The organism is Halalkalibacterium ligniniphilum (genome assembly GCF_000334155.1).
In the GTDB taxonomy this organism is placed as follows: Bacteria; Bacillota; Bacilli; order Bacillales; family Bacillaceae_D; genus Halalkalibacterium; species Halalkalibacterium ligniniphilum.
In genome coordinates, this window is the sequence record NZ_ANNK01000076.1 from 41,473 (window position 1) to 66,478 (window position 25,006).

The 25,006-nt window shown below is 43.2% G+C and carries 22 protein-coding genes and 1 other annotated feature; of the genes, 19 read left to right on the forward strand and 3 right to left on the reverse strand.

The window, feature by feature from the left end; translation table 11 throughout:
* Positions 1-24 precede the first annotated feature (24 nt).
* The 19 genes from BLT_RS0107785 to BLT_RS0107875 all read left to right on the forward strand — a co-directional run bounded on the left by BLT_RS0107785 (position 25) and on the right by BLT_RS0107875 (position 20,343).
* Entirely contained in the window at positions 25-468 is a 444-nt protein-coding gene (locus BLT_RS0107785) for a cell division protein SepF (RefSeq protein ID WP_017727223.1), read from the forward strand.
* A 27-nt stretch (positions 469-495) separates the two neighbouring features.
* Positions 496-750: a YggT family protein gene (locus BLT_RS0107790; RefSeq protein ID WP_017727224.1), complete on the forward strand. Its 255-nt coding sequence runs from the start codon at positions 496-498 to the stop codon at positions 748-750.
* Positions 751-767: 17 nt separating this feature from the next.
* The gene (locus BLT_RS0107795; RefSeq protein ID WP_017727225.1) at positions 768-1,541 is read left to right on the forward strand and encodes a YlmH family RNA-binding protein; all 774 of its coding nucleotides are present in this window, start codon (positions 768-770) and stop codon (positions 1,539-1,541) included.
* Positions 1,542-1,654: 113 nt separating this feature from the next.
* Positions 1,655-2,146 (forward strand): DivIVA domain-containing protein, encoded by a 492-nt coding sequence (locus tag BLT_RS0107800; protein ID WP_017727226.1) that lies wholly within the window; start codon positions 1,655-1,657, stop codon positions 2,144-2,146.
* A 63-nt stretch (positions 2,147-2,209) separates the two neighbouring features.
* Positions 2,210-2,441: a binding site (T-box leader), on the forward strand.
* A gap of 73 nt (positions 2,442-2,514) precedes the next feature.
* Complete coding sequence (ileS, locus tag BLT_RS0107805; RefSeq protein WP_017727227.1) at positions 2,515-5,277, forward strand: isoleucine--tRNA ligase; 2,763 nt, start codon at positions 2,515-2,517, stop codon at positions 5,275-5,277.
* A 162-nt stretch (positions 5,278-5,439) separates the two neighbouring features.
* Positions 5,440-6,102 carry a TraR/DksA C4-type zinc finger protein gene (locus BLT_RS21625; RefSeq protein ID WP_017727228.1) on the forward strand — a complete coding sequence of 221 codons (663 nt, stop codon included), beginning with the start codon at positions 5,440-5,442 and terminating at the stop codon, positions 6,100-6,102.
* An 86-nt stretch (positions 6,103-6,188) separates the two neighbouring features.
* On the forward strand, positions 6,189-6,662 hold the full coding sequence (gene lspA, locus BLT_RS0107815; protein WP_017727229.1) for a signal peptidase II: 474 nt from the start codon (positions 6,189-6,191) through the stop codon (positions 6,660-6,662).
* A complete protein-coding gene (locus tag BLT_RS0107820) occupies positions 6,662-7,582 on the forward strand; it encodes an RluA family pseudouridine synthase (RefSeq protein WP_017727230.1) in 921 nt (306 codons plus the stop codon). The genes lspA and BLT_RS0107820 overlap by 1 nt, the downstream gene beginning before the upstream one ends.
* A gap of 201 nt (positions 7,583-7,783) precedes the next feature.
* A complete protein-coding gene (gene pyrR, locus BLT_RS0107825) occupies positions 7,784-8,326 on the forward strand; it encodes a bifunctional pyr operon transcriptional regulator/uracil phosphoribosyltransferase PyrR (RefSeq protein WP_017727231.1) in 543 nt (180 codons plus the stop codon).
* Positions 8,327-8,472: 146 nt separating this feature from the next.
* Complete coding sequence (locus BLT_RS0107830) at positions 8,473-9,798, forward strand: solute carrier family 23 protein (protein WP_017727232.1); 1,326 nt, start codon at positions 8,473-8,475, stop codon at positions 9,796-9,798.
* 272 nt (positions 9,799-10,070) lie between these two features.
* Positions 10,071-10,985: an aspartate carbamoyltransferase catalytic subunit gene (locus BLT_RS0107835; protein WP_017727233.1), complete on the forward strand. Its 915-nt coding sequence runs from the start codon at positions 10,071-10,073 to the stop codon at positions 10,983-10,985.
* Positions 10,986-11,010: 25 nt separating this feature from the next.
* Positions 11,011-12,291 carry a dihydroorotase gene (locus BLT_RS0107840; protein WP_017727234.1) on the forward strand — a complete coding sequence of 427 codons (1,281 nt, stop codon included), beginning with the start codon at positions 11,011-11,013 and terminating at the stop codon, positions 12,289-12,291.
* Positions 12,292-12,294: 3 nt separating this feature from the next.
* The gene (locus tag BLT_RS0107845; protein WP_017727235.1) at positions 12,295-13,383 is read left to right on the forward strand and encodes a carbamoyl phosphate synthase small subunit; all 1,089 of its coding nucleotides are present in this window, start codon (positions 12,295-12,297) and stop codon (positions 13,381-13,383) included.
* A 20-nt stretch (positions 13,384-13,403) separates the two neighbouring features.
* On the forward strand, positions 13,404-16,592 hold the full coding sequence (gene carB, locus BLT_RS0107850; RefSeq protein WP_017727236.1) for a carbamoyl-phosphate synthase large subunit: 3,189 nt from the start codon (positions 13,404-13,406) through the stop codon (positions 16,590-16,592).
* 13 nt (positions 16,593-16,605) lie between these two features.
* The gene (locus BLT_RS0107855) at positions 16,606-17,385 is read left to right on the forward strand and encodes a dihydroorotate dehydrogenase electron transfer subunit (RefSeq protein WP_017727237.1); all 780 of its coding nucleotides are present in this window, start codon (positions 16,606-16,608) and stop codon (positions 17,383-17,385) included.
* On the forward strand, positions 17,382-18,311 hold the full coding sequence (locus BLT_RS0107860) for a dihydroorotate dehydrogenase (RefSeq protein WP_017727238.1): 930 nt from the start codon (positions 17,382-17,384) through the stop codon (positions 18,309-18,311). Before BLT_RS0107855 ends, BLT_RS0107860 begins: the two co-directional genes overlap by 4 nt.
* Complete coding sequence (gene pyrF / locus BLT_RS0107865) at positions 18,296-19,009, forward strand: orotidine-5'-phosphate decarboxylase (RefSeq protein WP_017727239.1); 714 nt, start codon at positions 18,296-18,298, stop codon at positions 19,007-19,009. Before BLT_RS0107860 ends, pyrF begins: the two co-directional genes overlap by 16 nt.
* Positions 19,006-19,638, forward strand: coding sequence for an orotate phosphoribosyltransferase (pyrE, locus tag BLT_RS0107870; protein WP_017727240.1), 633 nt, complete (start codon positions 19,006-19,008; stop codon positions 19,636-19,638). The genes pyrF and pyrE overlap by 4 nt, the downstream gene beginning before the upstream one ends.
* Before the next feature lie 15 nt (positions 19,639-19,653).
* Complete coding sequence (locus BLT_RS0107875) at positions 19,654-20,343, forward strand: class I SAM-dependent methyltransferase (RefSeq protein WP_017727241.1); 690 nt, start codon at positions 19,654-19,656, stop codon at positions 20,341-20,343.
* Between the two features lie 30 nt (positions 20,344-20,373).
* Here the strand turns inward: BLT_RS0107875 and BLT_RS0107880 are convergent, their stop codons facing one another.
* From BLT_RS0107880 to BLT_RS0107890, 3 genes are all read right to left on the reverse strand, one after another.
* A complete protein-coding gene (locus BLT_RS0107880; RefSeq protein ID WP_017727242.1) occupies positions 20,374-22,725 on the reverse strand; it encodes an FdhF/YdeP family oxidoreductase in 2,352 nt (783 codons plus the stop codon).
* 265 nt (positions 22,726-22,990) lie between these two features.
* A complete protein-coding gene (locus BLT_RS0107885) occupies positions 22,991-23,353 on the reverse strand; it encodes a DUF2294 domain-containing protein (RefSeq protein ID WP_017727243.1) in 363 nt (120 codons plus the stop codon).
* A gap of 98 nt (positions 23,354-23,451) precedes the next feature.
* Positions 23,452-24,711, reverse strand: a complete 1,260-nt coding sequence (locus BLT_RS0107890; RefSeq protein WP_017727244.1) for an L-lactate MFS transporter — start codon at positions 24,709-24,711, stop codon at positions 23,452-23,454.
* Between the last annotated feature and the right edge of the window lie 295 nt (positions 24,712-25,006).

Consider the following 25,006-nt stretch of genomic DNA (forward strand, 5'->3'; position numbering starts at 1 on the left):
TTAGTTAAAAGGAGGTAAGAAAAAATGGGGATGAAATCAAGATTTAAGCGTTTTTTTGAACTAGAGGATGAAGTTCAAGAATTTGAAGAAATCGTTGATGATCAAACGGTAGAGGGAGCGGACGAACCAAAACGCCGCTCAAGGAGCGATGCTAAGCAGCAAAACCAAAATATCGTTAGTTTACAAAGTGTACAAAAGAGTGCAAAGGTTATTTTGCTTGAACCGCGTACGTATGATGAAGCGCAGGATATTGCTGACCATTTAAAAAATCGAAAAGCGGTGATTATTAATTTGCAACGGATTTCAAATGAACAAGCAAAACGTGTGGTCGATTTTTTAAGTGGAACAGTGTATGCTATAGGAGGAGATATTCAAAAGCTAGGTGTTAATATTTTCCTTTGTACTCCTGACAATGTTGATGTATCAGGGACGATTAGTGTGGTGATGCAGGAGTCGTATGATTCATAGGATTCAGTTGAAGGTGGTGACATGTTTATGGCAATGATTGGTAACCTTATTTTACTAGCGATTACAGTTTATTCGTACATGATTATCGCATATATTTTGATGTCATGGTTTCCGAACGCAAGAGAATCAAGCTTTGGTCAATTTTTAGGATCGGTTGTAGAACCCTATCTTTCCCCATTCAGACGATTGATTCCCCCACTTGGGATGATTGACCTTTCTCCAATTGTGGCAATTTTTACGCTGTATTTTGCGCGGATGGGTGTAGCAGCCATTTTCTTTTAAGAGGAAGGTAGCATTGCATGAGTATTTATCAACATTTTCGGGAAGAAGAACGGCCCTTTATCGATCAGGTGCTTGAATGGAAAGCAGACGTTGCATTACAGTATCAGTTAAAGCGTTCAGATTTTTTAGACCCGCGAGAGCAGGAGATTGTTCAAAGTGTGATTGGGGAGGATGAAAATGTCCACCTTTCTCTTTGGGGCGGGCATTCCGAATCCGAACGAAAGCGTGCCTGTCTCTTTCCTCCTTACGTAGAACCGGCAGAATCTGATTTTGGCTTGACGCTCTTTCAGCTTGAATATCCGAGTAAATTTGTCAAGGTCGAACATCGTGACGTTCTCGGAGCTCTCATGAATTTAGGCGTGAAAAGAGAAAAATTTGGTGACATTATGATTGACGAAGAAATCGTTCAATTGGTGGTTGCTAGCGAAATTGCTGATTATGTTGAATGGAACCTAGATACCGTCGGTCGTGCGAAGGTTAAGCTCATGAAGCAGCCATTTCATACAATCATTCGGTCAAAAGAGCACTGGGAGGAACAAACGTCTACAGTTTCTTCACTTCGCTTAGATGCTGTTATGAGCGAGGTGTACAGGCTTTCTCGGTCAAAAGCTACGCTTGCCATTGAAAGAGGACTTGTTAAAGTAAATTGGAAGTTAATTGAACATAGCTCTTTCTTGTTGAAAGAAGGAGACCATCTTTCTGTTCGAGGCTATGGACGTAGTAAGCTGCTTGCCATCGAAGGAATAACGAAGAAAGATAAGCTAAGAATTCGGTATGGACGGATGCAATAGCGGTTTTTTAGTTTTCGATGGATACATAGTGTAAGAAGGATTTTCTGTTTCAATGTCGAAACAACGATAATAATTAAAATGGAAATGACAGTATGATAACGGAGGTGTCAGCGTTGCCTTTAACCCCATTAGATATTCATAATAAGGAATTTACTCGTGGTTTTCGTGGGTATGATGAGGATGAGGTCAATGAATTTCTTGATCAAGTAATCAAAGACTATGAAGCCGTTCTTCGCGAAAAAAAGGAATTATTTGAACAGGTAACGGAGCAAGATGAAAAGCTTGAACACTTCAAAAATATGGAAGAAACGCTACATAAAGCGATTTTAGTCGCCCAAGAAACAGCGGAAGAAGTTCGTCGGAATGCTCAAAAAGAAGCGCAGCTTATCGTGAAAGAAGCGGAAAAGAACGCTGACCGTATTATTAATGATGCCTTGTCAAAATCCCGGAAGGTCATGATTGAAATGGAGGAACTAAAAAAACAAGCCTCTGTTTATAAAATGCGGTTCAAAATGCTAATTGAAGCACAGCTTGAAATGCTTCAAAGCGATGATTGGGATCAAGTAACAGAAGATATGGAAGAGCAAGAAGAAGAACGTGTTTAAAACGGACACACTTGCGCTTTTTCTGCCCCTATCATATAATGTCAACAAACAATTTGGAATATGATGAAGACGTTGAGAGGGACAGTCTGCTTTATACCTCTTCCAAAAGCGAGTCAGGGATGGTGAGAGCCTGATTGGAAGCGAAAAGCAGAAGATCACCCTTAAGTTTTGCACCGAACGCTTTGCTAGTAGACTGCAACGTGTCATTCACGTTAACGAATGATGGAGTGGATAAACGATAGGATGTCGATTATTCATTAGGGTGGTACCACGGGTAAGTCTTCTCGTCCCTATTTTATAGGGAGAGAGGGCTTTTTTATTTACTTACGTGCTTATCATTTATTACAAATATAGGAGGATATTGAGAAATGGACTTTAAAGAAACCTTATTGATGCCGCAAACTGAATTTCCAATGCGCGGTAACCTACCGAAGCGCGAGCCAGAGATACAAGCAAAATGGGAAGAGTCAAAAATTTATGAAAAAGTGCAAAAAAGAACGGAAGGAAGGCCACTATTTGTTTTACATGACGGGCCCCCGTATGCAAACGGAGACATCCATATTGGTCATGCTTTGAATAAGGTATTAAAAGACATGATCGTTCGTTACAAGTCAATGAGCGGTTTTCATGCTCCATATGTTCCTGGTTGGGATACACATGGATTGCCGATTGAAACGGCATTAACGAAATCTGGAAAAGTCAACCGCAAATCAATGAGTGTTGCTGAATTTCGTGTTCTTTGTGAGGAGTATGCGCGTAAACAAATTGACAGACAACGAGAGCAATTTATGCGCTTAGGGGTTCGAGGCGATTGGTGGAATCCATATGTGACCCTTGATAAGGAATATGAAGCACAGCAAATTAAAGTCTTTGGAGAAATGGCAAAGAAAGGTTTTATTTACAAAGGGAAAAAGCCTGTTTATTGGTCTCCATCATCTGAGTCTGCCTTAGCTGAAGCTGAAATTGAGTATCATGATAAGCGCTCCCCATCCATTTATGTTGCTTTTCCTGTAAAAGATGGGAAAGGGGTATTGGATGAAAGCGTGAAAATTGTCATTTGGACAACGACCCCATGGACCATTCCTGCAAACTTAGGAATTGCGGTGCACCCTGATCTTGAGTATAGTGTTGTAAAAGTAAATAATGATTCGTTTGTTGTGGCTTCAGGATTGCTTGAACAGCTACAATCAGAGCTTGAATGGAACAATGGTGAAGTTGTCAAAACGTTAAAAGGGTCAGAGCTCGAATATGTTGTGGCGAAGCATCCATTTTATGATCGGGAATCCCTTGTGATGTTAGGGGATCATGTGACGCTGGATGCTGGTACTGGATGTGTTCATACAGCTCCTGGTCATGGGGAAGAAGATTACATTGTTGGTCAAAAATATGGTCTCGATGTTTTATGTCCGGTCGATGATAAAGGGTACATGACAGAAGAGGCGCCAGGCTTTGAAGGTCTGTTTTATGATGAGGCTAATAAGCCAATCACTGAAAAGCTAGATGAAGTGGGGGCGCTCTTAAAATTAACCTTTATTACACACTCCTATGCTCATGATTGGCGGACAAAAAAGCCAGTGATTTACCGTGCTACTGCTCAATGGTTTGCTTCAATTGAAAACTTCCGTCAAGAGCTTCTCGCAGCAATAGAAAGTGTGGAGTGGCTACCAGCATGGGGTGAGACTCGTTTGTACAATATGGTTCGTGACCGAGGTGACTGGTGTATTTCTCGTCAACGTGCCTGGGGTGTGCCGATTCCAGTCTTCTACGGTGAAGACGGTGAACCGATTATTACGGATGAGACGATTAATCATGTGTCTGAATTGTTCCGTGAGCATGGTTCAAACATCTGGTTTGAGCGTGAAACGAAGGATTTGCTTCCTGAAGGCTTCACATCTGAGCATAGTCCTAATGGTATTTTTACCCGTGAAATGGACATTATGGATGTCTGGTTTGATTCAGGTTCATCTCATCAATCTGTGTTAGTGGAACGAGAGGAGCTCCAGCGTCCGGCAGATATGTATTTAGAAGGATCAGATCAATATCGCGGCTGGTTCAATTCCTCCTTATCAACAAGTGTCGCTGTGACTGGTAAGGCGCCTTATAAAGCGGTGTTAAGTCACGGCTTTGCTCTTGATGGTGATGGGCGGAAAATGAGTAAGTCACTTGGAAATGTTGTGATTCCAAATGATGTGATGAAACAGCTTGGTGCAGATATTCTGCGTTTATGGGTGGCCTCTGTTGACTATCAAGCAGATGTCCGTGTGTCCGATAAAATTTTAAAGCAAGTGTCTGAAGTGTACCGTAAAATTCGTAATACCTTCCGTTTCTTGTTAGGGAACCTACATGATTTTGATCCAAGTGTTCATCGTGTTTCCACAGATGCCTTATCTGGTGTGGACAAATTCATGCTTGTTAAGCTTAACCGCTTAATTGATGATGTAAAAGAAGCGTACAATCTTTATCAATTTTCAAGCGTTTATCACTCCATTCATAACTTTTGCACGATTGAATTAAGTTCCTTTTATATGGATTTGGCCAAGGACACCCTTTACATTGAGCATGCAGACCACCCTGATCGTCGGGCAATTCAAACGGTCATGTATGACGTGCTAGTGTCTTTAACGAAGCTATTGTCACCGATTATCCCTCATACAGCTGATGAAGTATGGGCTTATATTCCTGGGATTGAAGTAGAAAGCGTCCAATTGACTGACATGCCGGAAGCACAAAACTTTGGTGATGTGACGTCTCTTGAAGAGAAATGGGATGCGTTTATGAACGTTCGTAACGATGTTCTGAAAGCTCTTGAAAATGCTCGGAATGAAAAGATAATTGGGAAATCCTTGACAGCAGCGATTGTTCTTTATCCAGATGGAAAGGTTCGGGAGCTGTTAGAAAGCGTTGACCGTCTAGAAAAGCTATTTATCGTCTCTAATGTAACCATTGCTGGTAGCAAGCAAGAGGCCCCTGAGCCAGCGGAAACATTTGATGAGCTTGCAATTGTTGTTAAAAAAGCAGAAGGTGAGACATGTGAGCGCTGTTGGGTTGTAAGCCCGACGGTTGGCAAAAACGAACAGCATCCAACCCTTTGCGCAGATTGTGCTGAAACAGTAACTAAATATTATGCATAGCATTTCATGAGGCTGTCATGCGACGGCCTCTTTTTTTTGGTAAGAAATGAAATGTAATCTACGTTTATTTAACAAATGTTGTTTTGTCTAAGCCTTTGAGATTCGGAAACACTAAGGAGGAAAGACTACACAAATGTAGTGTTTTCAAGGGGGAGGGATTTGATGCGTCAATATGATCAGATTCAAAAACAGCTGCAAAATCGAAAAGAAGCACTGGCACATCGAATGAGGCAAGCGGGGGAATTAAACGTTCGAGCCCCGTCAGCATCTGCTTCCTTTTCAACGGGAGAGCTTTCACAATACGATAATCATCCAGCTGATACAGCGACAGACCTATATGAACGGGAAAAGGATCTTGCCTTGTATGAGCAAATGGAGCGGGAGTATGAAGAGGTATCCTACGCATTAGAAAAAATAGAGCAAGGAACGTACGGAATGTGTGAAGTGACAGGTAAGCCGATTCCTCTAGAACGGTTGGAGGCGAATCCGACAGCGCGTACAATCGTTGAATATGGAAATGGCCGCCTTCCGAAGCACCGGCCTGTGGAAGAAGAGGTTCTTACAGGCTTTGAGCAATTTCACTATGATGATGACGATGCAGAAACAGAGTTTGATGCCGAAGATGCGTATCAAGCAGTTGCTCGATTTAATGAAAATGATATGACGTTTGAGGATGCATCGCTTGATGATGAAGACGAGCTAATAGGGTATGTTGAGGAACTTGAAGCTTTTGTGTCCACAGGGATTGAAGGATATCGCGGAGCGGAGCATGTTGATTTCCAGCGCAATGTTCATTACGACCACTATTTAAACGATTCGTTATAATTCAGCCACGAAGTAGGGGGACACTCCCCCTACTTTTATGCTACAATGCTAACGTATGGAAAGAAGCTTAGATCGGAGGAAGAACGTTGCCGTATTACCTTTTAGCCGTTATCATCATTATCCTTGACCAAGTAACAAAGTGGATCATCGTAACGTATATGGAACTTTCAGAATCAATCCCTATTATTGAAAATTTCCTTTACATTACATCCCATCGTAATCAAGGGGCAGCTTTTGGTATTTTACAAGGTCAAATGTGGTTTTTCTATATCGTCACCATTATTGTGATCATCGGAATTGTCTATTATATGGAAAAAGAAGCGAAATACGATCGTCTTTTTGGTACTGCACTTGGACTTGTTTTGGGTGGTGCAATCGGGAACTTTATTGACCGTGTGTTTCGTGGTGAAGTCGTCGATTTTATTAATACGTATATTTTTACATACAATTTTCCGATCTTTAACGTTGCGGATTCTGCACTTTGTATCGGTGTAGGAGTATTATTTGTGAAGCTTCTTTCTGATGAGCGGAAAGAGAAAGCAAAGAAGGAGAAAAAATAATGGAACAGCAATTTGAATGGGTCGTTACGAGTGACCAAAAAGAGGAACGAATTGATAAGCTCGTCACATCGTTACATGAAAACTGGTCACGGACTCAAGTCCAGCAATGGGTAAAAGAAGGTCATCTTCATGTTAATCATAAGCCAGTAAAGTCCAACTATAAAGTTGAGGAAGGAGACCTGTTGACGCTGATCATACCGGAACCAGAACCAATCGAGGTAGTCCCCGAGAATATTCCTCTTGATATTGTGTTTGAGGATGAAGATGTGATTGTTGTGAACAAACCAAGAGGAATGGTCGTTCATCCCGCACCAGGTCATTCGTCAGGTACACTTGTTAATGGTTTAATGTATCATTGTAAGGATTTATCAGGGATAAATGGTGTCATTCGTCCAGGAATCGTTCATCGCATTGATAAGGACACATCAGGGCTTTTGATGGTTGCCAAAAACGATCGTGCCCATGAGTCACTTGTCAATCAATTAAAAGCAAAAACGACGAAACGTGTCTATCAAGCCATTGTTCATGGAGTCATTCCCCATGATCATGGAACGATCGACGCACCAATTGGCCGTGATAAGAAAGATCGTCAAAGTATGACGGTGACAGAAGAAAATAGCCGCGAGGCTGTTACTCACTTTTCTGTGCTCGAGCGCTTTCAAGAATACACATTTGTTGAATGTCGTTTGGAAACGGGACGAACACACCAAATTCGCGTGCATATGAAATACATTGGTTTTCCACTAGCTGGCGATCCAAAATATGGTCCGAGAAAAACATTGCCAATTGGTGGTCAAGCCCTACATGCCGCTGAACTTGGCTTCACCCACCCACGCACAGGGGAAGAGTTAGCGTTTCAAGTGGAGATGCCTGAAGATATGAAAGGGCTCCTTATGGCTCTTCAAAAAATAAACGATTGACAAGAGTAGCGAAGTTTGTCATACTTGCTAGTAACAAGATATGAGATTCTCCTTTAACGTCAGTCCAGAGAGGCTGAGAAGGAATAGAAGCGCCTATTTGTGATTGTAGGTTTCTTATGCGCATGTTCACCCTTCTGCCTCTAAACAGAAGGGTTTTTTAATGAGTAAAAGGAGACAATCTTCTTGTGGAGGTGAAACCGCATGTCACGGATTATATTAGATGAACAAGCTATACGACGTGCAACAACACGAATCGCCCATGAAATTATTGAACGAAATAAAGGTGTCGATAATTGCTTACTTGTGGGCATTAAAACAAGAGGAGTTTATCTCGCCAAACGCTTACAGGAACGAATTGAAGCAATTGAAGGAGAAAAGGTTCCTTTCGGTGAAATTGATATTACTCTTTACCGTGATGACTTAACTGTTAAGTCAAAAACAGAGGAGCCAATTATTCAAGGGACCGATGTACCTGTGGATGTGAAAAATCGCAAGGTCATTCTTGTGGACGATGTCCTTTATACAGGGAGAACGGTGCGGGCAGCATTGGATGCGTTAATCGATTTGGGACGACCTGAGCAAATTCAATTGGCTGTATTGATAGACAGAGGACACCGGGAACTACCAATTCGACCAGATTACGTAGGAAAAAATGTTCCTACTTCAAAAAGTGAAATCATAGTTGCAAAGCTAAAAGAAGTCGATCATGTGGACGAAGTAACAATTCAGCAAAAAACCTCATAAGCTTACCTCTTTAAACCAGTCCCGTGAGGCTGCTAAGAGGTACACTCCTTCTGTGCTATTTGCTACAGAATACGTGTAACCTCTTTGTCTAGGGCAAGGAGGTTTTTTGTTTGACAACGATGAAATCAACGCTAGGAGGAGTATAAATGGCAGCACAACAAAAAGACGTAGGCGTTCAAGAAATTCCACGAGGGGATAAATGGTTCATTCTTAGTTTGCAGCATCTATGTGCGATGTTTGGAGCAACCATCTTGGTTCCTTTTCTCGTCGGATTGAGTCCTGCGGTGGCACTCGTTTCAAGTGGACTTGGAACACTTGCTTATTTACTCGTAACAAAAGGTCAAATCCCTGCTTACTTAGGCTCATCCTTTGCCTTTATCGCACCAGTTATTGCAGCGACAACCCTTGGAGGGCCAGAAGGGGCGATGTTAGGAAGCTTTTTTGCAGGACTTGTCTATGGGGTTGTTGCCCTTCTCATTAAAACAAGTGGTGTCAGATGGATTTTTGCGATTTTACCACCGATTGTTGTCGGTCCTGTTATTATGGTTATCGGTTTGGGGCTAGCAGCAGTAGCGATTAACATGGCGATGAATGACCCAGCAACTGAGGCTTACAGTAGCACACACTTCATGGTAGCCCTTGTAACATTAGGAATTACAATTCTAGCCTCAATGTTTCTAAAAGGATTTCTTGGTCTTGTACCTATCTTGTTTGGAATTATAGGAGGTTATCTTGTCGCTCTATCCGTTGGACTTATCGATACGACACCAATCGGAGAAGCGAACTGGTTTGAAGTACCAGGTTTTATCGTCCCGTTTGTCTCCTATACACCACAGTTTTCTTGGGAGATTTTGTTTATCATGGTACCTGTGGCGGCCGTGACGCTTGCAGAACACATTGGTGACCAAATGGTGCTTAGCAAAATTGTTGGGAAAAATTTTATTAAAAAACCAGGCTTGCATCGCTCTATTTTAGGAGATGGACTCGCGACAATCGTTGCTTCACTCATTGGAGGTCCACCCAATACAACATATGGAGAAAATATCGGAGTTCTTGCGATTACACGAGTATTTAGCGTGTTCGTCATCGGTGGAGCTGCAGTGTTGGCAATATTCTTCGGATTTATTGGGAAATTTTCCGCACTCATTTCGACAATTCCGACAGCTGTCATGGGTGGTGTTTCCATTCTCTTATTCGGAATCATTGCTTCTTCAGGATTGCGGATGATGATTGATAATGAAATCAACTTAGGTGAAAAGCGCAACTTAATCATTTCGTCCGTTATCCTTGTCATTGGAATCGGTGGAGCATTTATTCAAGTGTCAGATACGGTTCAAATTGCAGGAATGGCCCTAGCAACAATAATAGGTATCGTGTTGCACGCGATTTTACCAAACAAAGAAGTGAGCTACGGAAAACATTCCTTGTTTGAAGAAAAGGCTAGTTCAGACGGTAATGACGCCGCTGCATAAATTCATACTTGCAACATCCTTTAACGAAGGACAGAGAGACTTCAAAGGCTGTATAAAAGTAAGAGGCATGATGTGATGATTGACCCCTCTTACTTTCCCATGCCCTGAGAGCCTCTCTCAGGGATTTTTTTGACTAATCAGAAAGTGTAAAAATCATGATAACTTTCTGAACAAATAAAAAAAGACTAGGGCTTTCGCCATTAAGGACTTGGCGAGAAGCCAAGCTTTTCTAATAAAATCTCGTTTTTAATAAAGATGAAGAGGTGAATGAAATGGGAGCACAACTAGCAGACGGACCGATGGTTGCACGGGACTTGCTGACAATGCCTTCACTATCGATTGAGGATATTAAAGAAATACTCAAGCAAGCCGAACGATTTATTGAAGGAGAACAGTGGTTTCCGCATCGAGACACTTTTGTCGCTAATCTATTTTTTGAACCAAGTACACGGACTCGCTTCAGCTTCGAGGTGGCAGAAAAAAAATTGGGATTGCAAGTGTTAAACTTTGATGGCGAGAAGTCAAGTGTTCAAAAAGGTGAAACCCTTTACGATACAGCCAAAACGCTAGAGTCTATCGGTGCAAATGCATTAGTGATTCGACATTCACTCGACAATTACTTTAATGAGTTAAAGGGGAAGCTTTCCATTCCTGTCATTAATGCTGGAGATGGATGCGGACATCATCCAACGCAATCATTACTTGACCTATTAACGATGAAACAGGAGTTTGGTCAGTTTGCAGGCCTACAGGTTGCCATTGTCGGTGATTTAAGACATAGCCGTGTCGCACGTTCAAATGCTGAAGCATTAAGGCGGCTAGGGGCCCAAGTCATGATTTCTGGCCCGCTTGATTGGATGAATGGATATGAAGAGTTGTATCCGTATGTCCCTATGGATGAAGCAGTTCGAAAGGCAGATGTGATGATGCTCTTACGTATTCAGCATGAACGACATGACGGATCGAAAAAAACATCCGTTGAAGCGTATCACAAGGAGCATGGGTTAACGATTGAGCGAGAGAGAAGCATGAGACGAGGAAGCATCATCATGCATCCAGCTCCTGTCAATCGAGGGGTCGAAATTGCAAGCGAGCTTGTTGAATGTGAACGCTCAAGAATTTTTAAACAAATGGCAAATGGTGTAGCTGTAAGAATGGCTGTTTTAAAAAGGTCATTGGAAAAATAAACCAACCAACGAGAGGAGCAATACCATGAAAACATTGCTTAAAAACGGAACGATGATCACAGCTGAAGGGGTAAAAATCCAGCAAGATCTTTTAATCAATGATGGGTTGATTGAGAAAATGGCAGACAAGATTGACGACGAAGCGGCTACAACCTATGACGTAAAGGGACAGCTTGTTAGTGCCGGGCTTGTCGATCTACACATCCATCTACGTGAGCCAGGTGGGGAGAAGAAAGAAACAATCGAAACAGGTACAAAGGCAGCGGCAAAGGGTGGTTTTACGACCGTTGCAGCGATGCCGAATACGAGACCTGTTCCAGATACAGTCGAGCAAATGAAATGGTTGATGAATCGAATTGCTGAAACAGCTCAGGTACGTGTACTCCCATATGCAGCGATAACGACAAGACAGCTTGGCGAAGAACTTACTGATTTTAAAGGCTTGAAAGAAGCAGGTGCATTCGCCTTTACGGATGATGGAGTAGGCGTTCAATCAGCTGGAATGATGCTTGCGGCGATGAAGAAAGCAAAAGCTGCGAATATGGCCATTGTTGCCCATTGTGAAGACAACACATTGATTCAAAACGGAACGGTTCACGAAGGCGTTTTTTCTGAACGCCATGGTATTGCTGGTATCCCCTCGGTTTGTGAATCTGTACATATTGCGCGGGACGTCTTATTAGCGGAAGCTACAGGCGTACATTACCATGTTTGCCACATTAGTACGAAGGAATCGGTTCGTGTCGTCCGAGATGCAAAGCGTGCTGGAATACGTGTAACAGCAGAAGTTTCACCTCACCACTTGCTACTTTGTGATGAAGACATTCCGTCCCTTGATCCAAATTATAAAATGAATCCGCCACTCAGAGGCAAAGATGACCAAAAAGCCTTAATTGAAGGGCTACTCGACGGAACGATAGATTTTATTGCGACGGACCATGCACCTCATACGAACGAAGAAAAGCAGCAATCATTGGAGCGAGCACCGTTCGGGATTGTTGGACTCGAAACAGCTTTTCCTCTTCTTTATACTCACCTTGTACAAACTGGCACAGCCACACTCGCACAGTTACTGGATTGGCTAACAACTGCACCAGCAAAGGCATTTGGCCTTCCATACGGAGTATTAAAAGAAGGGCAAGTAGCAGATGTAACAGTCATTGACCTTGAAAGAAAAGAAAAGATTGACCCAACAAGCTTTGTATCAAAGGGAAAGAACACGCCATTCACAAATTGGGAATGCCAAGGTTGGCCAACGCTAACCTTTGTGGGTGGGAATCTCGTATGGGAAAGAAAAGAGGGATAATTGATGAAACGACAACTGATTTTAGAAGACGGAACAGTATTTGTAGGCAAAGCATTTGGAGCGGCAGCTGAAACGACAGGAGAAGTCGTCTTTAATACAGGGATGACAGGATATCAGGAAATTCTTTCAGACCCATCCTACTGTGGACAAATTGTCACATTAACGTACCCTCTTATTGGGAATTACGGGATTAATCGTGATGATTTTGAATCGATTTCACCCGCCATTCACGGCCTGATCGTTAAAGAGCTTGCGGAGGTGGCAAGCAACTGGAGAAGTGAAGAGTCCCTTCATGATTTACTAGAAGCGAAAGGAATCCCTGGCATGTCAGGGATTGATACACGAAAATTAACACGACTGATTCGGACGCACGGAACGTTAAAGGGAAGACTTTGCGGCATGGAAGTAGACGTAAATCAAACGGTTCAAGAGCTTCAGCAGAGTGAACTACCAAAAAATCAAGTCGCTATGGTATCGACAAAGGACCCGTATCATGCACCAGGTAGAGGAAAGCGCGTTGTTCTCGTCGATTACGGAGCAAAGCACGGGATTTTACAGGAGTTGATTCATCGTAACTGTGATGTGATTGTCGTTCCATACAACACGACAGCTGAGGAAGTTCTTCGCCTAGGGCCTGATGGTGTTCTGTTAAGCAATGGACCAGGTAATCCAGAAGACGTGCCAGAAGGAATTGAAATGATTCGTGGCCTTCTAGGTCGTGTCCCTCTTTTTGGAATTTGCCTAGGCCATCAGCTTTTCGCCCTAGCATGTGGGGCAACGACAAGCAAATTAACGTTTGGTCATCGTGGATCAAACCACCCAGTACGAGAAATTGCGACAAATAAAATTGATATTACAGCCCAAAATCATGGCTTTACAGTTGACCGAGAGTCACTCATGAACACAGAACTAAACGTGACGCATGAAGCTGTAAATGATGGTACGGTGGAAGGGCTGGAGCATAAAACCTATCCAGCATTTAGCGTCCAATACCATCCAGAGGCATCGCCCGGACCAGAAGATGCTAACGAGCTATTTGACCGTTTTATGACAATGATGGCCACAAATTTAAAAACAGATATTTTGGCTTAAAGAAGGGGAGAGACAAAGAGATGGGAAAACGAACAAATGTAAAAAAGATACTCGTTATCGGGTCAGGGCCAATTGTCATCGGGCAGGCGGCAGAGTTTGATTATGCTGGAACGCAAGCTTGTCAAGCGCTAAAAGAGGAAGGCTATGAGGTCATTCTCGTCAATTCCAACCCTGCAACGATCATGACGGATACAACGATGGCAGACAAAGTATACATTGAGCCACTAACGTACGAATTTGTTAGCCGCATTATTCGAAAGGAACGTCCAGACGGATTGCTTGCAACGCTCGGGGGACAAACGGGGTTGAATATGGCTGTAGAGTTAGAGGCATCTGGAATTCTAGCTCAATACCATGTTGAGCTCCTTGGGACAGACCTTGAAGCGATAAAGAAAGCGGAAGACCGTGACTTATTCCGTTCACTGATGCATGAGCTTAATGAACCAGTGCCTGATAGTGCGATTATTCACACCTTAGAAGAGGCGTATACGTTTGTTGAGGAAGTTGGCTACCCGATTATTGTTCGTCCTGCCTACACCCTTGGTGGTACAGGAGGAGGCCTTGTCTACAATGAAGAGGATCTCATTGAGATTGTCTCAAGTGGCTTGAAATATAGCCCCGTGACCCAATGTCTAGTGGAAAAAAGCATCGCAGGCTTTAAAGAGGTCGAATACGAAGTGATGCGCGATGGCAAAGATCAAGCGATTGTCGTATGTAACATGGAAAACATCGATCCTGTCGGTGTCCATACGGGTGACTCTATCGTGGTTGCGCCAAGCCAGACACTTTCGGATCGAGAATACCAAATGCTACGAAATTCCTCGTTAAAAATTATTCGTGCCCTTGGAATTGAAGGGGGATGTAACGTTCAATTCGCCCTTGACCCGAATAGCTTCCAATATTATATTATCGAGGTAAATCCGAGGGTAAGCCGTTCTTCTGCCCTTGCTTCAAAAGCAACAGGCTACCCAATTGCAAAAATTGCGGCAAAGATTGCCGTTGGTTATGGACTAGATGAAATTTTAAACCCAATTACGCAAACGACCTATGCAAGCTTTGAACCAGCACTTGATTATGTCGTAACGAAGATTCCACGCTGGCCGTTTGATAAATTTGAAGCAGCGAATCGTTCTCTTGGGACACAAATGAAGGCAACCGGTGAAGTGATGGCGATTGGACGCAATTTAGAAGAATCACTTTTAAAAGCTATTCGTTCCCTTGAGGCGGGTGTCTATCATTTAGAGCAAGAGGATGTTTCGAAGCTTGAAAATGAAGAGCTAGAGAAAAAGATTATCAAGCCTGATGATGAACGACTTTTCGCGATTGGTGAGGCGCTGCGTCGTGGCTACACGATTGAGCAGCTTTGGAAGCTCTGCAAAATCGACCGTTTTTTCTTACACTCTTTTGCGCGCATTGTTGAGCTTGAAAAACAACTAGAAAGTAACCCCAAAAGCCTCGAATGGTTAAGAGAAGCAAAGGAACGAGGGTTTTCTGATATAAAAATTGCGCAGCTGTGGGAGATGGAAGAGCGAGAGGTCTATGAGCTCCGCCAAGAGCAGCAAATTGTTCCGGTCTATAAGATGGTCGATACATGTGCAGCTGAATTTGCTTCAGCGACCCCATATTACTACGGAACCTATGAGGAAGAAAATGAATCGACGTGTTCCGATAAGAAGAGCATTCTCGTCCTTGGCTCTGGACCAATACGTATCGGTCAAGGGATTGAGTTTGATTACGCAACGGTTCATACCGTTTGGGCGATAAAAGAAGCAGGGTATGAAGCGATCATTATTAACAACAATCCTGAAACAGTGTCTACAGACTTTAGTACATCTGATAAGCTTTACTTTGAACCGCTCACAATTGAAGATGTTATGCACATCGTTGATTTGGAGCAGCCAGAAGGCGTCATCGTCCAATTTGGCGGACAAACAGCGATTAATCTAGCATCAGAATTAGTCGCTCGTGGGGTTAAGATTATTGGAACGTCTCTAGAAAACATGGACCGGGCTGAGGATCGTGATAAATTCGAACAAACCTTAATGGAATTATCCATCCCTCAGCCTCTCGGGAAAACGGCAACCTCGGTGGATGAAGCGGTGAAGATCGCAGCTGAAATTGGCTATCCAGTCCTTGTTCGTCCTTCCTATGTTCTTGGTGGACGTGCAATGGAAATTGTCTACCATGAAAAAGAATTGCTAAATTACATGGCGAATGCTGTTAAAATTAATCCGAAGCACCCTGTCTTAATCGATCGCTACATGACAGGGAAAGAATTAGAAGTGGATGCCATTTCTGACGGCAAGGACGTATTTATCCCTGGAATTATGGAGCATATTGAACGCGCTGGTGTCCATTCAGGTGACTCGATTGCTGTCTATCCTCCACAAACGCTACCTGAGCACCTTAAGCAAAAAGTCATTGATCGGACTGCGGCCATTGCAAGAGGACTAAATATTATCGGCCTTTTGAATATCCAATTCGTTTGGCATCAAGATGAGGTGTACGTGTTAGAAGTGAATCCTCGTTCAAGCCGGACGGTTCCGTTCTTAAGTAAAATTACAGGTGTGGCGATGGCAAATGTTGCAACAAAAGCGATGCTTGGTACGCCATTGAAGGAATTAGGCTATGAAACAGGTTATCATCCAGAACCAAGTGAAGTATCAGTGAAGGTGCCTGTCTTCTCTTTTGCAAAATTACGTCGCGTCGACATTACATTAGGACCTGAGATGAAATCAACAGGGGAAGTTATGGGACGGGATAAGACGTTAGAAAAAGCGTTGTATAAGGGATTAATTGCTTCAGGAATGATGATTCCAACACATGGAGCGGTACTGTTTACCGTAGCAGATAAAGACAAAGAGGAAGCCCTTAGTCTTGTCCGCCGCTTCCACACGATTGGCTTTAGCATTCTAGCAACAGAAGGAACAGCAAAGTTAATTGAAGGGGAAAACATTCCAGTTACAACGGTGAATAAAATTGGTGATCAGAAGCCGCATTTGTTAGATGTTATTCGAGAAGGGCAAGCGCAATTTGTCATTAATACACTAACGCGCGGCAAGCAGCCCGCTCGAGATGGGTTCAAAATTCGTCGTGAATCAGTGGAAAATGGCGTTGTTTGCTTAACATCATTAGATACAGCAGAAGCATTGCTACGTGTGTTAGAATCGATTACGTTTTCTTCTGAAAGCATGCCAGCAATGCAGTAAAGGGGGAGGCTGCATGAGTAAGAAAGGGAAATTAACAGTAACAGGTCATAAATCGATCGCAAAAGATGTGTATCAACTAACGGTAAAAGGGGAGCTTGTCACACAGATGACGGCTCCTGGACAATTCGTTCATCTTAAAGTGGATGAAGGCTCCGAGCTCCTATTACGACGACCGATTAGCATTTGCGATGTCAATTCATCAACGTCTGAATTGACGATGCTCTATCGAGTGGATGGAGCTGGTACAGGAAGGCTTTCAGGACGCATGATTGGAGAGGAAATTGATGTGCTTGGTCCATTAGGTACAGGCTTTCCAGTTCAGGAAACAAAACAAGGAGAAACAGCCCTCCTTATAGGTGGAGGGATTGGCGTTCCACCTCTCTATTATTTATCTAAGCAGTTAAAGGCTCAAGGATGTCATGTCGTTCATATTCTTGGCTTTCAAAGTGAAAAAGACACGTTTTATGTCGATGAATTTTCAGAGCTTGGTCAAACGTATGTAGCAACGGTTGACGGCACACTTGGGACGAAAGGCTTTGTGACAGATGTGTATGAGCAGCAAGAGATTTCCTTTGATACGCTTTACTCATGCGGACCAACTGCGATGCTCAAAGCACTGACGGAACGGTTTCGTCATAAGCGGGCATACATTTCATTAGAGGAGCGTATGGGATGCGGAGTTGGTGCATGCTTCGCCTGTGTTTGTCATCTTGAAGGAGATGAAGGTGGCACAAGCTATCGAAAAATATGTACAGATGGACCTGTGTTTCCAATAGGGGAGGTCGTATTATGAATCGTCTAGCTCTAGCCTTACCAGGTCTTAAGATGAAAAACCCTATCATGCCTGCATCGGGCTGTTTTGGATTCGGAAAAGAATACAGTGAATTTTATGATTTGAGTGTTTTAGGCGCTTTGGCGATCAAAGCGACAACAGCAGAGCCACGTTTTGGGAATCCAACACCTCGTGTTGCGGAAACCCATTCAGGAATGCTTAATGCAATTGGTTTGCAAAACCCTGGTTTAGAAAAGGTTATGGCTGAAGAGCTGCCAAGGCTTGCGGCTTACGACCTACCGATTGTTGCGAACGTCGCTGGGTCTGAAATGGATGACTATATTGAGGTAGCTGCACGGATTTCTACTGCCCCGAACGTTCATGCCCTTGAATTAAACATCTCTTGTCCGAACGTCAAAAAGGGTGGAATCGCATTTGGAACGATTCCGGAAGTGGCTGCGGAATTAACGAAAGAGGTGAAGAACGTTTCCAGCGTACCAGTGTATGTGAAGCTTTCACCAAACGTCTCAGATATTGTTGAAATGGCAAAAGCAGTTGAGGCAGCAGGAGCAGACGGTCTTTCCATGATTAACACTCTTTTGGGCATGCGAATTGATGTGAAGCGACGTAAGCCCATATTAGCAAATGGCGCAGGGGGGTTATCAGGTCCTGCCATTAAGCCTGTGGCGATTCGGATGATCCATCAAGTCAGTCAAGCCGTTTCCATCCCAATCATCGGAATGGGGGGAGTACAGACAGCTGAGGATGTGATTGAATTTTTGTTAGCTGGAGCAAGTGCTGTAGCTGTTGGTACTGCTAACTTTACGGATCCTTACGTCTGCCCAACCATCATAGAAGAACTGACTCAATTGCTTGATAAATTAGAGGTGGATACCATTCAAGATTTAATCGGAGGGAGCTGGAAGGAAGCATGGAGCGTCCGCTAATTATTGCCCTAGACGTAGAAAACAAAAAGGAAGCTATCAACCTTTTAGAAGGACTTCCGAATGAATCCCTAGCCTTAAAAGTTGGCATGGAGCTATTTTATAAAGAGGGTCCAGGTATTATTGAGGCAATAAAAGAGAGAGGTCATTGGATCTTTCTTGATTTAAAGCTTCATGACATCCCAAATACAGTGAAGCGGGCCATGAAGCAGCTTGCTGAGCTTGGTGTAGACCTTGTCAATGTACATGTGGCAGGGGGGCATGCGATGATGACTGCTGCAAGAGAAGGTCTTGAAGCAGGGAAGCCAGCTGGCGTAGCTAGTCCGCTTCTTATCGGTGTCACGCAACTGACAAGCACCGATGAAACCATGCTTCATCATGAGCTATTAATCGAAAAGCCACTTCAAACGGTTGTTGAATCCTATGCAAAGCTTGCTCAAAGTGCAGGACTCAATGGCGTTGTCTGCTCAGCTCAAGAGGTCCCCCTAATTCATGAGATATGTGGAAAGGGATTTCTGACCGTTACGCCAGGTATTCGTCAAGTGCAGGATGACCTTGGTGACCAAGTGCGTGTCGTTACACCGGAAAAGGCACGAACGCTTGGAAGCTGGGGCATTGTTGTAGGACGGAGCATAACAGCCGCAAAGGACCCCTTTGCGGCGTATCAGGCGATTCAAAAAGCGTGGGAGGGAAAGCAATGAAAGAGAAAATTGCAAAGCTATTATTAGACATTCAAGCAGTAAGCTTACGTCCAAATGATCCGTTCACCTGGAGTTCGGGGATGAAATCCCCGATTTATTGTGACAATCGATTAACGATGTCTTTTCCGGCCGTACGAAAAGAAATTGCATTAGGGCTTGAACAGCTTGTGAAGTCCTCGTTCCCTACAGCTGAAGTGATCGCTGGAACGGCAACTGCTGGCATTCCCCACGCTGCATGGTTGAGTGAGCGTCTTGATTTACCAATGGCCTATGTTCGCAGTAAATCAAAAGGACATGGAAAAGGAAATCAAATTGAAGGACAAGTAAAAGCAGGACAAAAGGTCGTAATTGTCGAAGATTTAATTTCTACCGGAGGAAGTGTGATTACAGCAGCCAATGCACTTCGAGAAGCAGGAGCAGAGGTGGTTGGCGTTGTTGCAATTTTTACATACGGACTTGATAAAGGGAAAGCATTGCTAGAGGATGCAAAGCTGCCTTATGAGACGCTTTCTGATTATGATGCGCTCATCCAAGTGGCTGAGAGGGAAGGAACGATTTCCGAAGAGGAGCTGACCAAGCTACAAAGCTGGCGTCAGAATCCTTCCTCAGAAGATTGGTTGAACGGATAAAAAGGGTGAAGTGAGATGCGAAAGATGAGCGGAGAAGAATTTGACCCACTTGTGGCGTTTTTCGATGGAATGGCGCGAACCCAGTGGCTTTCAGCAATCCACGATCAGCTGAAGGAAAAGACAGGTTCATGGAGGAATAAAAAAATCCTTGATGTAGGCTGTGGCACTGGAAGGCTGTTAGCACGAGGTGTAAATGAGGCGCAATCATTGTCAGGTGTTGATCTATCAAAGCAAATGGTGTTGGCAGCACGAGAGATTTTAGTGGGGGCAGGGGCAGCGGCGTATTCAAATGTTCAGGAGGCTGATGCTTATGCCTTGCCTTTTGATGGTAAATCTTTCGATGTTGTTCTCTCTACCTGCGTGATGTTTCTACTACCAGAGCCTGAAAAAGGGCTTAAGGAAATGGCACGTGTCGTTCGCTCAGGTGGCGTGCTCGGCATGCTAAATCCGACCCATCTTATGAATCCAGCTCAAGCCGCACGTTTTTGTGAGACCCATCAAATTAATGGCTTTGAACAAAAAACAATGCTCCAATGGTCGAATGTATCAACAAGGCGGCATCGCTATGATGCATCGGAATTAAGTTCAATATTACAGTCACTTGGGGCAAACAGGATCACTCATCATCCCGTTTTAGATGGATTGGCACTGATAACAGTGGCAAGATTGTATAATGAAGGAACAGGGAACCTTTCTATGAAATGAAAGGTTCCCTGTTTGCTTTCGCATTTTATGTTATTCACTTACACTCATATCAAGCTCTTCAATTCGCTTTTCTAGATAACGCTTATCCTTGTGCGCATGGAAGATTTCTGCTTTTTCAACAATGACACTTGTATTGTATTCAGGAATTTGAGCATATTTTTCATAGACTCCTTTAGGAAGAAGCATGTTTCCTTCAGGCCAGTAGACGGCAATGTTACCATCCTTCGTGTCACCAAAGCGAGCCTTTCCTTGGAAGGTACCAAATTGATTATACACAACAATCGCGTCACCATCACGAATGTCAAGCTTTTTACCGTCAGCTTCACTCATAATGACATCATAGCGATCTGCGCCGTTAAATGGGTCCTTTTCACTGTAGACCATTGAGTTAAACTGCTTTCCACGGCGGCTTGTTACAAAGAAATGACCTTCCGTTTTACGATTTTCTGGCAGATCAATCGCAAGTAAGTTTCCACGACCATCTGCTGTTGGGCAAATGCCGTCTTCACAAAGCCAAGCACCACCCCATTGGAAGACATCACCACGTTTTTTCAAGTGTTGAATGCCGTCATAGTTCGGGTTCGCAACAGCAATTTCATCACGAATTTGTTGTGCATTTTCAAAGTTTACGAGGTGGCTTCTTTCTGGATCGACACGTTTCGCAAGGTCAACGTAAATTTCCCATTCTGAACGAGCTTCCTCAATTCTTGGTCCTTTAATTTCTGGACTAAAATAGACCATCCGTTCCGTACTCGTAGATGTGCCACCACCAGGCTGCTCGTAACGAGTCATAGCTGGCAGAACAATGACCTCTTCTTTGGCATCAACAAGAGTGGATGTGTTAAAAATGATGTCTTGGTGAACACGGAGTTCAACGTTTTCCAGTACCTCTTTAATGAAATCAGGGTCTGGCATTGTTTCTAAGAAGTTACCGCCACTTGTGTAGAATAGACGAACTTTACGCTCGTGGTCATCAGGAAGAAGAACATTCTCAAGCGTTGTTCCAACTGAATCTCCTTGCCATTTCGGAATCTCAAATCCCCAAATTTTTTCCATTCTCTCAATGTTTTTCGGCTCAAAATCACCACCAGGTAAGACGAATGGATCTGCACCCATTTCACCGGAACCTTGAACGCCACTATGGCCACGAATTGGCATTACGCCACAATGCTTGCGTCCGATAAATCCACGTAGCATCGCAATGTTTGCGACTTGAGAAATATTATCGGTTGCAAAACGGTGTTGTGTCAGTCCCATACTCCAAATAAAGACACCAGATTTTGATTTGGCAAGTAGTTGTGCAAGCTCAAGCATACGCTCTTTCGTGAGACCAGATGAAGCTTCAAGATCCGCCCAATCCAAGCTCATCACATGCTTCTTCAATTCATCAAATCCATTCGTGTGCTCTTGAACAAACTGATGATCAATTGCTGAGCCAGGATTTGCTTCTTCCATTTCAAACCAATGCTTCATGATCCCGTTCATAAAGGCGATGTCTCCACCGATGTTAACTTGATACACATCATCGACAATTTGCGTACCGAAGAGGGCGCTTTCTGGAATGGAAGGAATCCAATATTTTTCCATCGCTGGCTCACGATATGGGTTAATCATAATAATCTTTGTTCCTGCTTTTTTCGCAGCATACATGTACTTTGTAGAAACCGGTTGGTTGTTGGCAGCTACAGAACCCCAGAATACAAGGACGTCTGTTCCGATCCAGTCTTGGTAGTTACAGCTTGATGCACCAATTCCAAGTGAACGCTTTAAGGCTGTTTTACTAGGGGAGTGACAGATTCTTGAAGCGTTATCAATGTTGTTTGTTCCTAAGAAACGAGCAACCTTTGCAGCGGTATAATACACTTCATTTGTAATACCACGAGCCGTTAAATAAAAAGCAAGCTGTTTCGGATCAATGCTTTTAATTTTGGCTGCGATTCGATTTAACGCTTCATCCCAAGAAATACGAGTAAATTTATTTTCACCAGGTTTTCTTGAAAGTGGGTAAGGAATCCGTCCAAGCTTACGTAATTCTGTACTATCCATTGAACGTAATTTTTCAACGTCTTCAAACCACTTTGGATCCATTGCTGGCATTGTATTCAAACGAAGTACGTTTAGACGCGTTGTACAAAGGTGAGGACCTGCCAGCGTTTGATCTTGTAAACCTGATACGCCTAAGGCACAGCCATCACAAACACCTTGAGTCAAAATACGATATGCATAGGCTAGATTGTCTTTGTTATCTACTGCAACTTTAATTGTGTCACGAATGTGCTTTGGTTTCACTTTTCCAAGGCCCATTGGGGTTTTACCAGCCCAAAGTGAAGGGTCCCATTTTTTGTCCAGTTTAATTGGTCCATTATGTTTTGTTTTTCCCATTTGTATCATCCTTTCTATAGGGAAGAATCGCTCTCAAAGAAAAAACCGCTGTCATTCGTTCAATGATCAAATCAAATAGTTCAACGAATATCCAGCGGTTAGTCTTTAACAGGGTCGCTATCAAGTGCTAACGTTATCTATATGTTGTTGGGGATTCTGCAGCAAACAGGAACGCTATTTGTGTCAGAATCATACGTAGTACATATCGAATAAGTATGACGAGCCCTTTTTTGCACACCTTACAATAAGTGAGGCTTACGTGCTGTTAATGCTTTGAAAATTTGTCTTCAATGTTTTCATCAAAGACGAAAATTGACATGCCGAAATCTCGTTCAATATCAATGTCAACAAATAAATCGAGGAAGTTACACCCAAGAAACTGCTCCATATCGACTGGACGATTTTTTCGGTACATCTCTTTTACCATTTCTGTCCGAGCAGAGCGAAGCATTTGCTTTCCTTCGTCTGCACTCGCAATAAATTTTTCGACAGGGGACAGATTGCCTTCCATTTCACAAATTGCCCAATTCTTGCAAAACGTCGTGTTGATTTTACTAGGTCCTTTGCCCATATGCTTTTTACGAAAAGCACGTACAAGGTTGCTGAATTCAGCTTCATATTTATTCATTGCGTTGTCAACCCTTTACAAGAAGCGCTCTTAATTTAGTATATAATGAAAATGCTTCTGTTTCTAATAAATAATGGTAGTATTCAACGCGGAACTTGTCAACTCGCAAGTTCTTGTTGCTTTTGTGCTTCACGCAATTTGCGGATGTCTAGACGAATAATTAATGAAACCGCTAATGCGATAACAAACATACCGACGAAAATATAAAGGGTTCCAGCATAGCTATTCGTTGCTTCACGAACCATTGAGGCAATGGTTGGTCCAACAAGACCTGCAAGCGCCCATGCAGTAAGAATATATCCGTGAATTGCTCCAAGCTGTTTCGTACCAAAGAGGTCGCCAATATAGGCTGGAATGGAAGCAAATCCACCGCCATAGCATGTTAAGATTAAGAATAAAATGAGCTGGAAGGCAAGTGCCTGTGTGATGCTTGGTAAAACAAGAAATGAAACAATTTGAATCGCGAAAAAGGCTGTATAAACATTTGGACGTCCAACGTAATCAGAAATCGATGCCCAGCCAATCCGACCAAGTCCGTTAAAGAGACCCATGAGTCCAACCATTGTTGCAGCAGCAGCAGCAGACATGCCTGTAATTTCTTGTGCCATTGGGGAAGCAACCGCAAGAATGGCGATACCACATGTTACATTAATAAAGAGCATAATCCAAAGGAACCAGAAGCGTTTTGTTTTAACGGCTTCATTTGCCATAAGCTGAGAAAGATCAGCAACCGGCTTGCTTTCTCCTGACTCAACCTTTTCTTTAAAGCCAGCAGGCATCCATCCTTTTGGAGGAGGTGCGATGTAAGACGCAGCACTGACCATAACAACTAAGTAAATCGCTCCTAAAATATAGAAGGTAGATGAAATTCCAACAGAGCTAATTAATGAGTTCATAATCGGACTAAAAACTAAAGAAGCAAAACCAAACCCCATAATGGCCATTCCAGTCGCAAGTCCTCTACGGTCAGGGAACCATTTGACAAGGGTAGATACAGGTGTGATGTAACCAACACCTAAACCAATACCACCAAGAACCCCATAGGTTATGTACAGTAACCAAAGGGATTCAATGCTAACCGCAAATCCGGCACCGAGTGTACCAGCACCAAAAAATGCTGCAGATACGAGACCAGATACTCGTGGACCGTATTTTTCGACAAAGTGTCCCATGAATGCAGCTGAAATCCCTAAAAATGCAATCGCAATACTAAAGGTGATTGAAACCTGTGTAAGAGACCAGTTAAATGTCTTAGATAAAGGATTGGTAAATACGCTCCATGCATAGACTGATCCGATTGAAATATGAATCCCAACCGCTGCAAGTGCAATTAACCAACGATTTTTTGTTGTTTCCATTCTCTTCATTCAACTCCCCATTTTCAATTTTCTCACAAAAAAACCATCGCATCTCAAACGACCCGTCATTGAGAACAAGGATCGTAATTTGAAATGCGACGGTTAGCCAAACAGCAGGCGCGCTACTTTTGAACCAATCGTGCAAACTTACTTTCTTACCATTCAGGATAATCGGCGACAGGTTCGCTATCCCGGTTTCATCCTGCGTTGAAATGTTGCAAATTTGTGAACTAGGACGAGTTTATCATGAAATCGCAATCATTGACAAGATGTTTTTTCCTTGTTTACGATGATG

Coding starts and splice junctions, on each gene's coding strand:
- BLT_RS0107785 (WP_017727223.1), top strand. CDS start 25: ATGGGGATGAAATCAAGATTTAAGCGTTTTTTTGAACTAGAGGATGAA.
- BLT_RS0107790 (WP_017727224.1), top strand. CDS start 496: ATGGCAATGATTGGTAACCTTATTTTACTAGCGATTACAGTTTATTCG.
- BLT_RS0107795 (WP_017727225.1), top strand. CDS start 768: ATGAGTATTTATCAACATTTTCGGGAAGAAGAACGGCCCTTTATCGAT.
- ileS (WP_017727227.1), top strand. CDS start 2,515: ATGGACTTTAAAGAAACCTTATTGATGCCGCAAACTGAATTTCCAATG.
- BLT_RS21625 (WP_017727228.1), top strand. CDS start 5,440: ATGCGTCAATATGATCAGATTCAAAAACAGCTGCAAAATCGAAAAGAA.
- BLT_RS0107820 (WP_017727230.1), top strand. CDS start 6,662: ATGGAACAGCAATTTGAATGGGTCGTTACGAGTGACCAAAAAGAGGAA.
- pyrR (WP_017727231.1), top strand. CDS start 7,784: ATGTCACGGATTATATTAGATGAACAAGCTATACGACGTGCAACAACA.
- BLT_RS0107830 (WP_017727232.1), top strand. CDS start 8,473: ATGGCAGCACAACAAAAAGACGTAGGCGTTCAAGAAATTCCACGAGGG.
- BLT_RS0107835 (WP_017727233.1), top strand. CDS start 10,071: ATGGGAGCACAACTAGCAGACGGACCGATGGTTGCACGGGACTTGCTG.
- BLT_RS0107840 (WP_017727234.1), top strand. CDS start 11,011: ATGAAAACATTGCTTAAAAACGGAACGATGATCACAGCTGAAGGGGTA.
- BLT_RS0107845 (WP_017727235.1), top strand. CDS start 12,295: ATGAAACGACAACTGATTTTAGAAGACGGAACAGTATTTGTAGGCAAA.
- carB (WP_017727236.1), top strand. CDS start 13,404: ATGGGAAAACGAACAAATGTAAAAAAGATACTCGTTATCGGGTCAGGG.
- BLT_RS0107855 (WP_017727237.1), top strand. CDS start 16,606: ATGAGTAAGAAAGGGAAATTAACAGTAACAGGTCATAAATCGATCGCA.
- BLT_RS0107860 (WP_017727238.1), top strand. CDS start 17,382: ATGAATCGTCTAGCTCTAGCCTTACCAGGTCTTAAGATGAAAAACCCT.
- pyrF (WP_017727239.1), top strand. CDS start 18,296: ATGGAGCGTCCGCTAATTATTGCCCTAGACGTAGAAAACAAAAAGGAA.
- pyrE (WP_017727240.1), top strand. CDS start 19,006: ATGAAAGAGAAAATTGCAAAGCTATTATTAGACATTCAAGCAGTAAGC.
- BLT_RS0107875 (WP_017727241.1), top strand. CDS start 19,654: ATGCGAAAGATGAGCGGAGAAGAATTTGACCCACTTGTGGCGTTTTTC.
- BLT_RS0107880 (WP_017727242.1), bottom strand. CDS start 22,725: ATGGGAAAAACAAAACATAATGGACCAATTAAACTGGACAAAAAATGG.
- BLT_RS0107885 (WP_017727243.1), bottom strand. CDS start 23,353: ATGAATAAATATGAAGCTGAATTCAGCAACCTTGTACGTGCTTTTCGT.
- BLT_RS0107890 (WP_017727244.1), bottom strand. CDS start 24,711: ATGGAAACAACAAAAAATCGTTGGTTAATTGCACTTGCAGCGGTTGGG.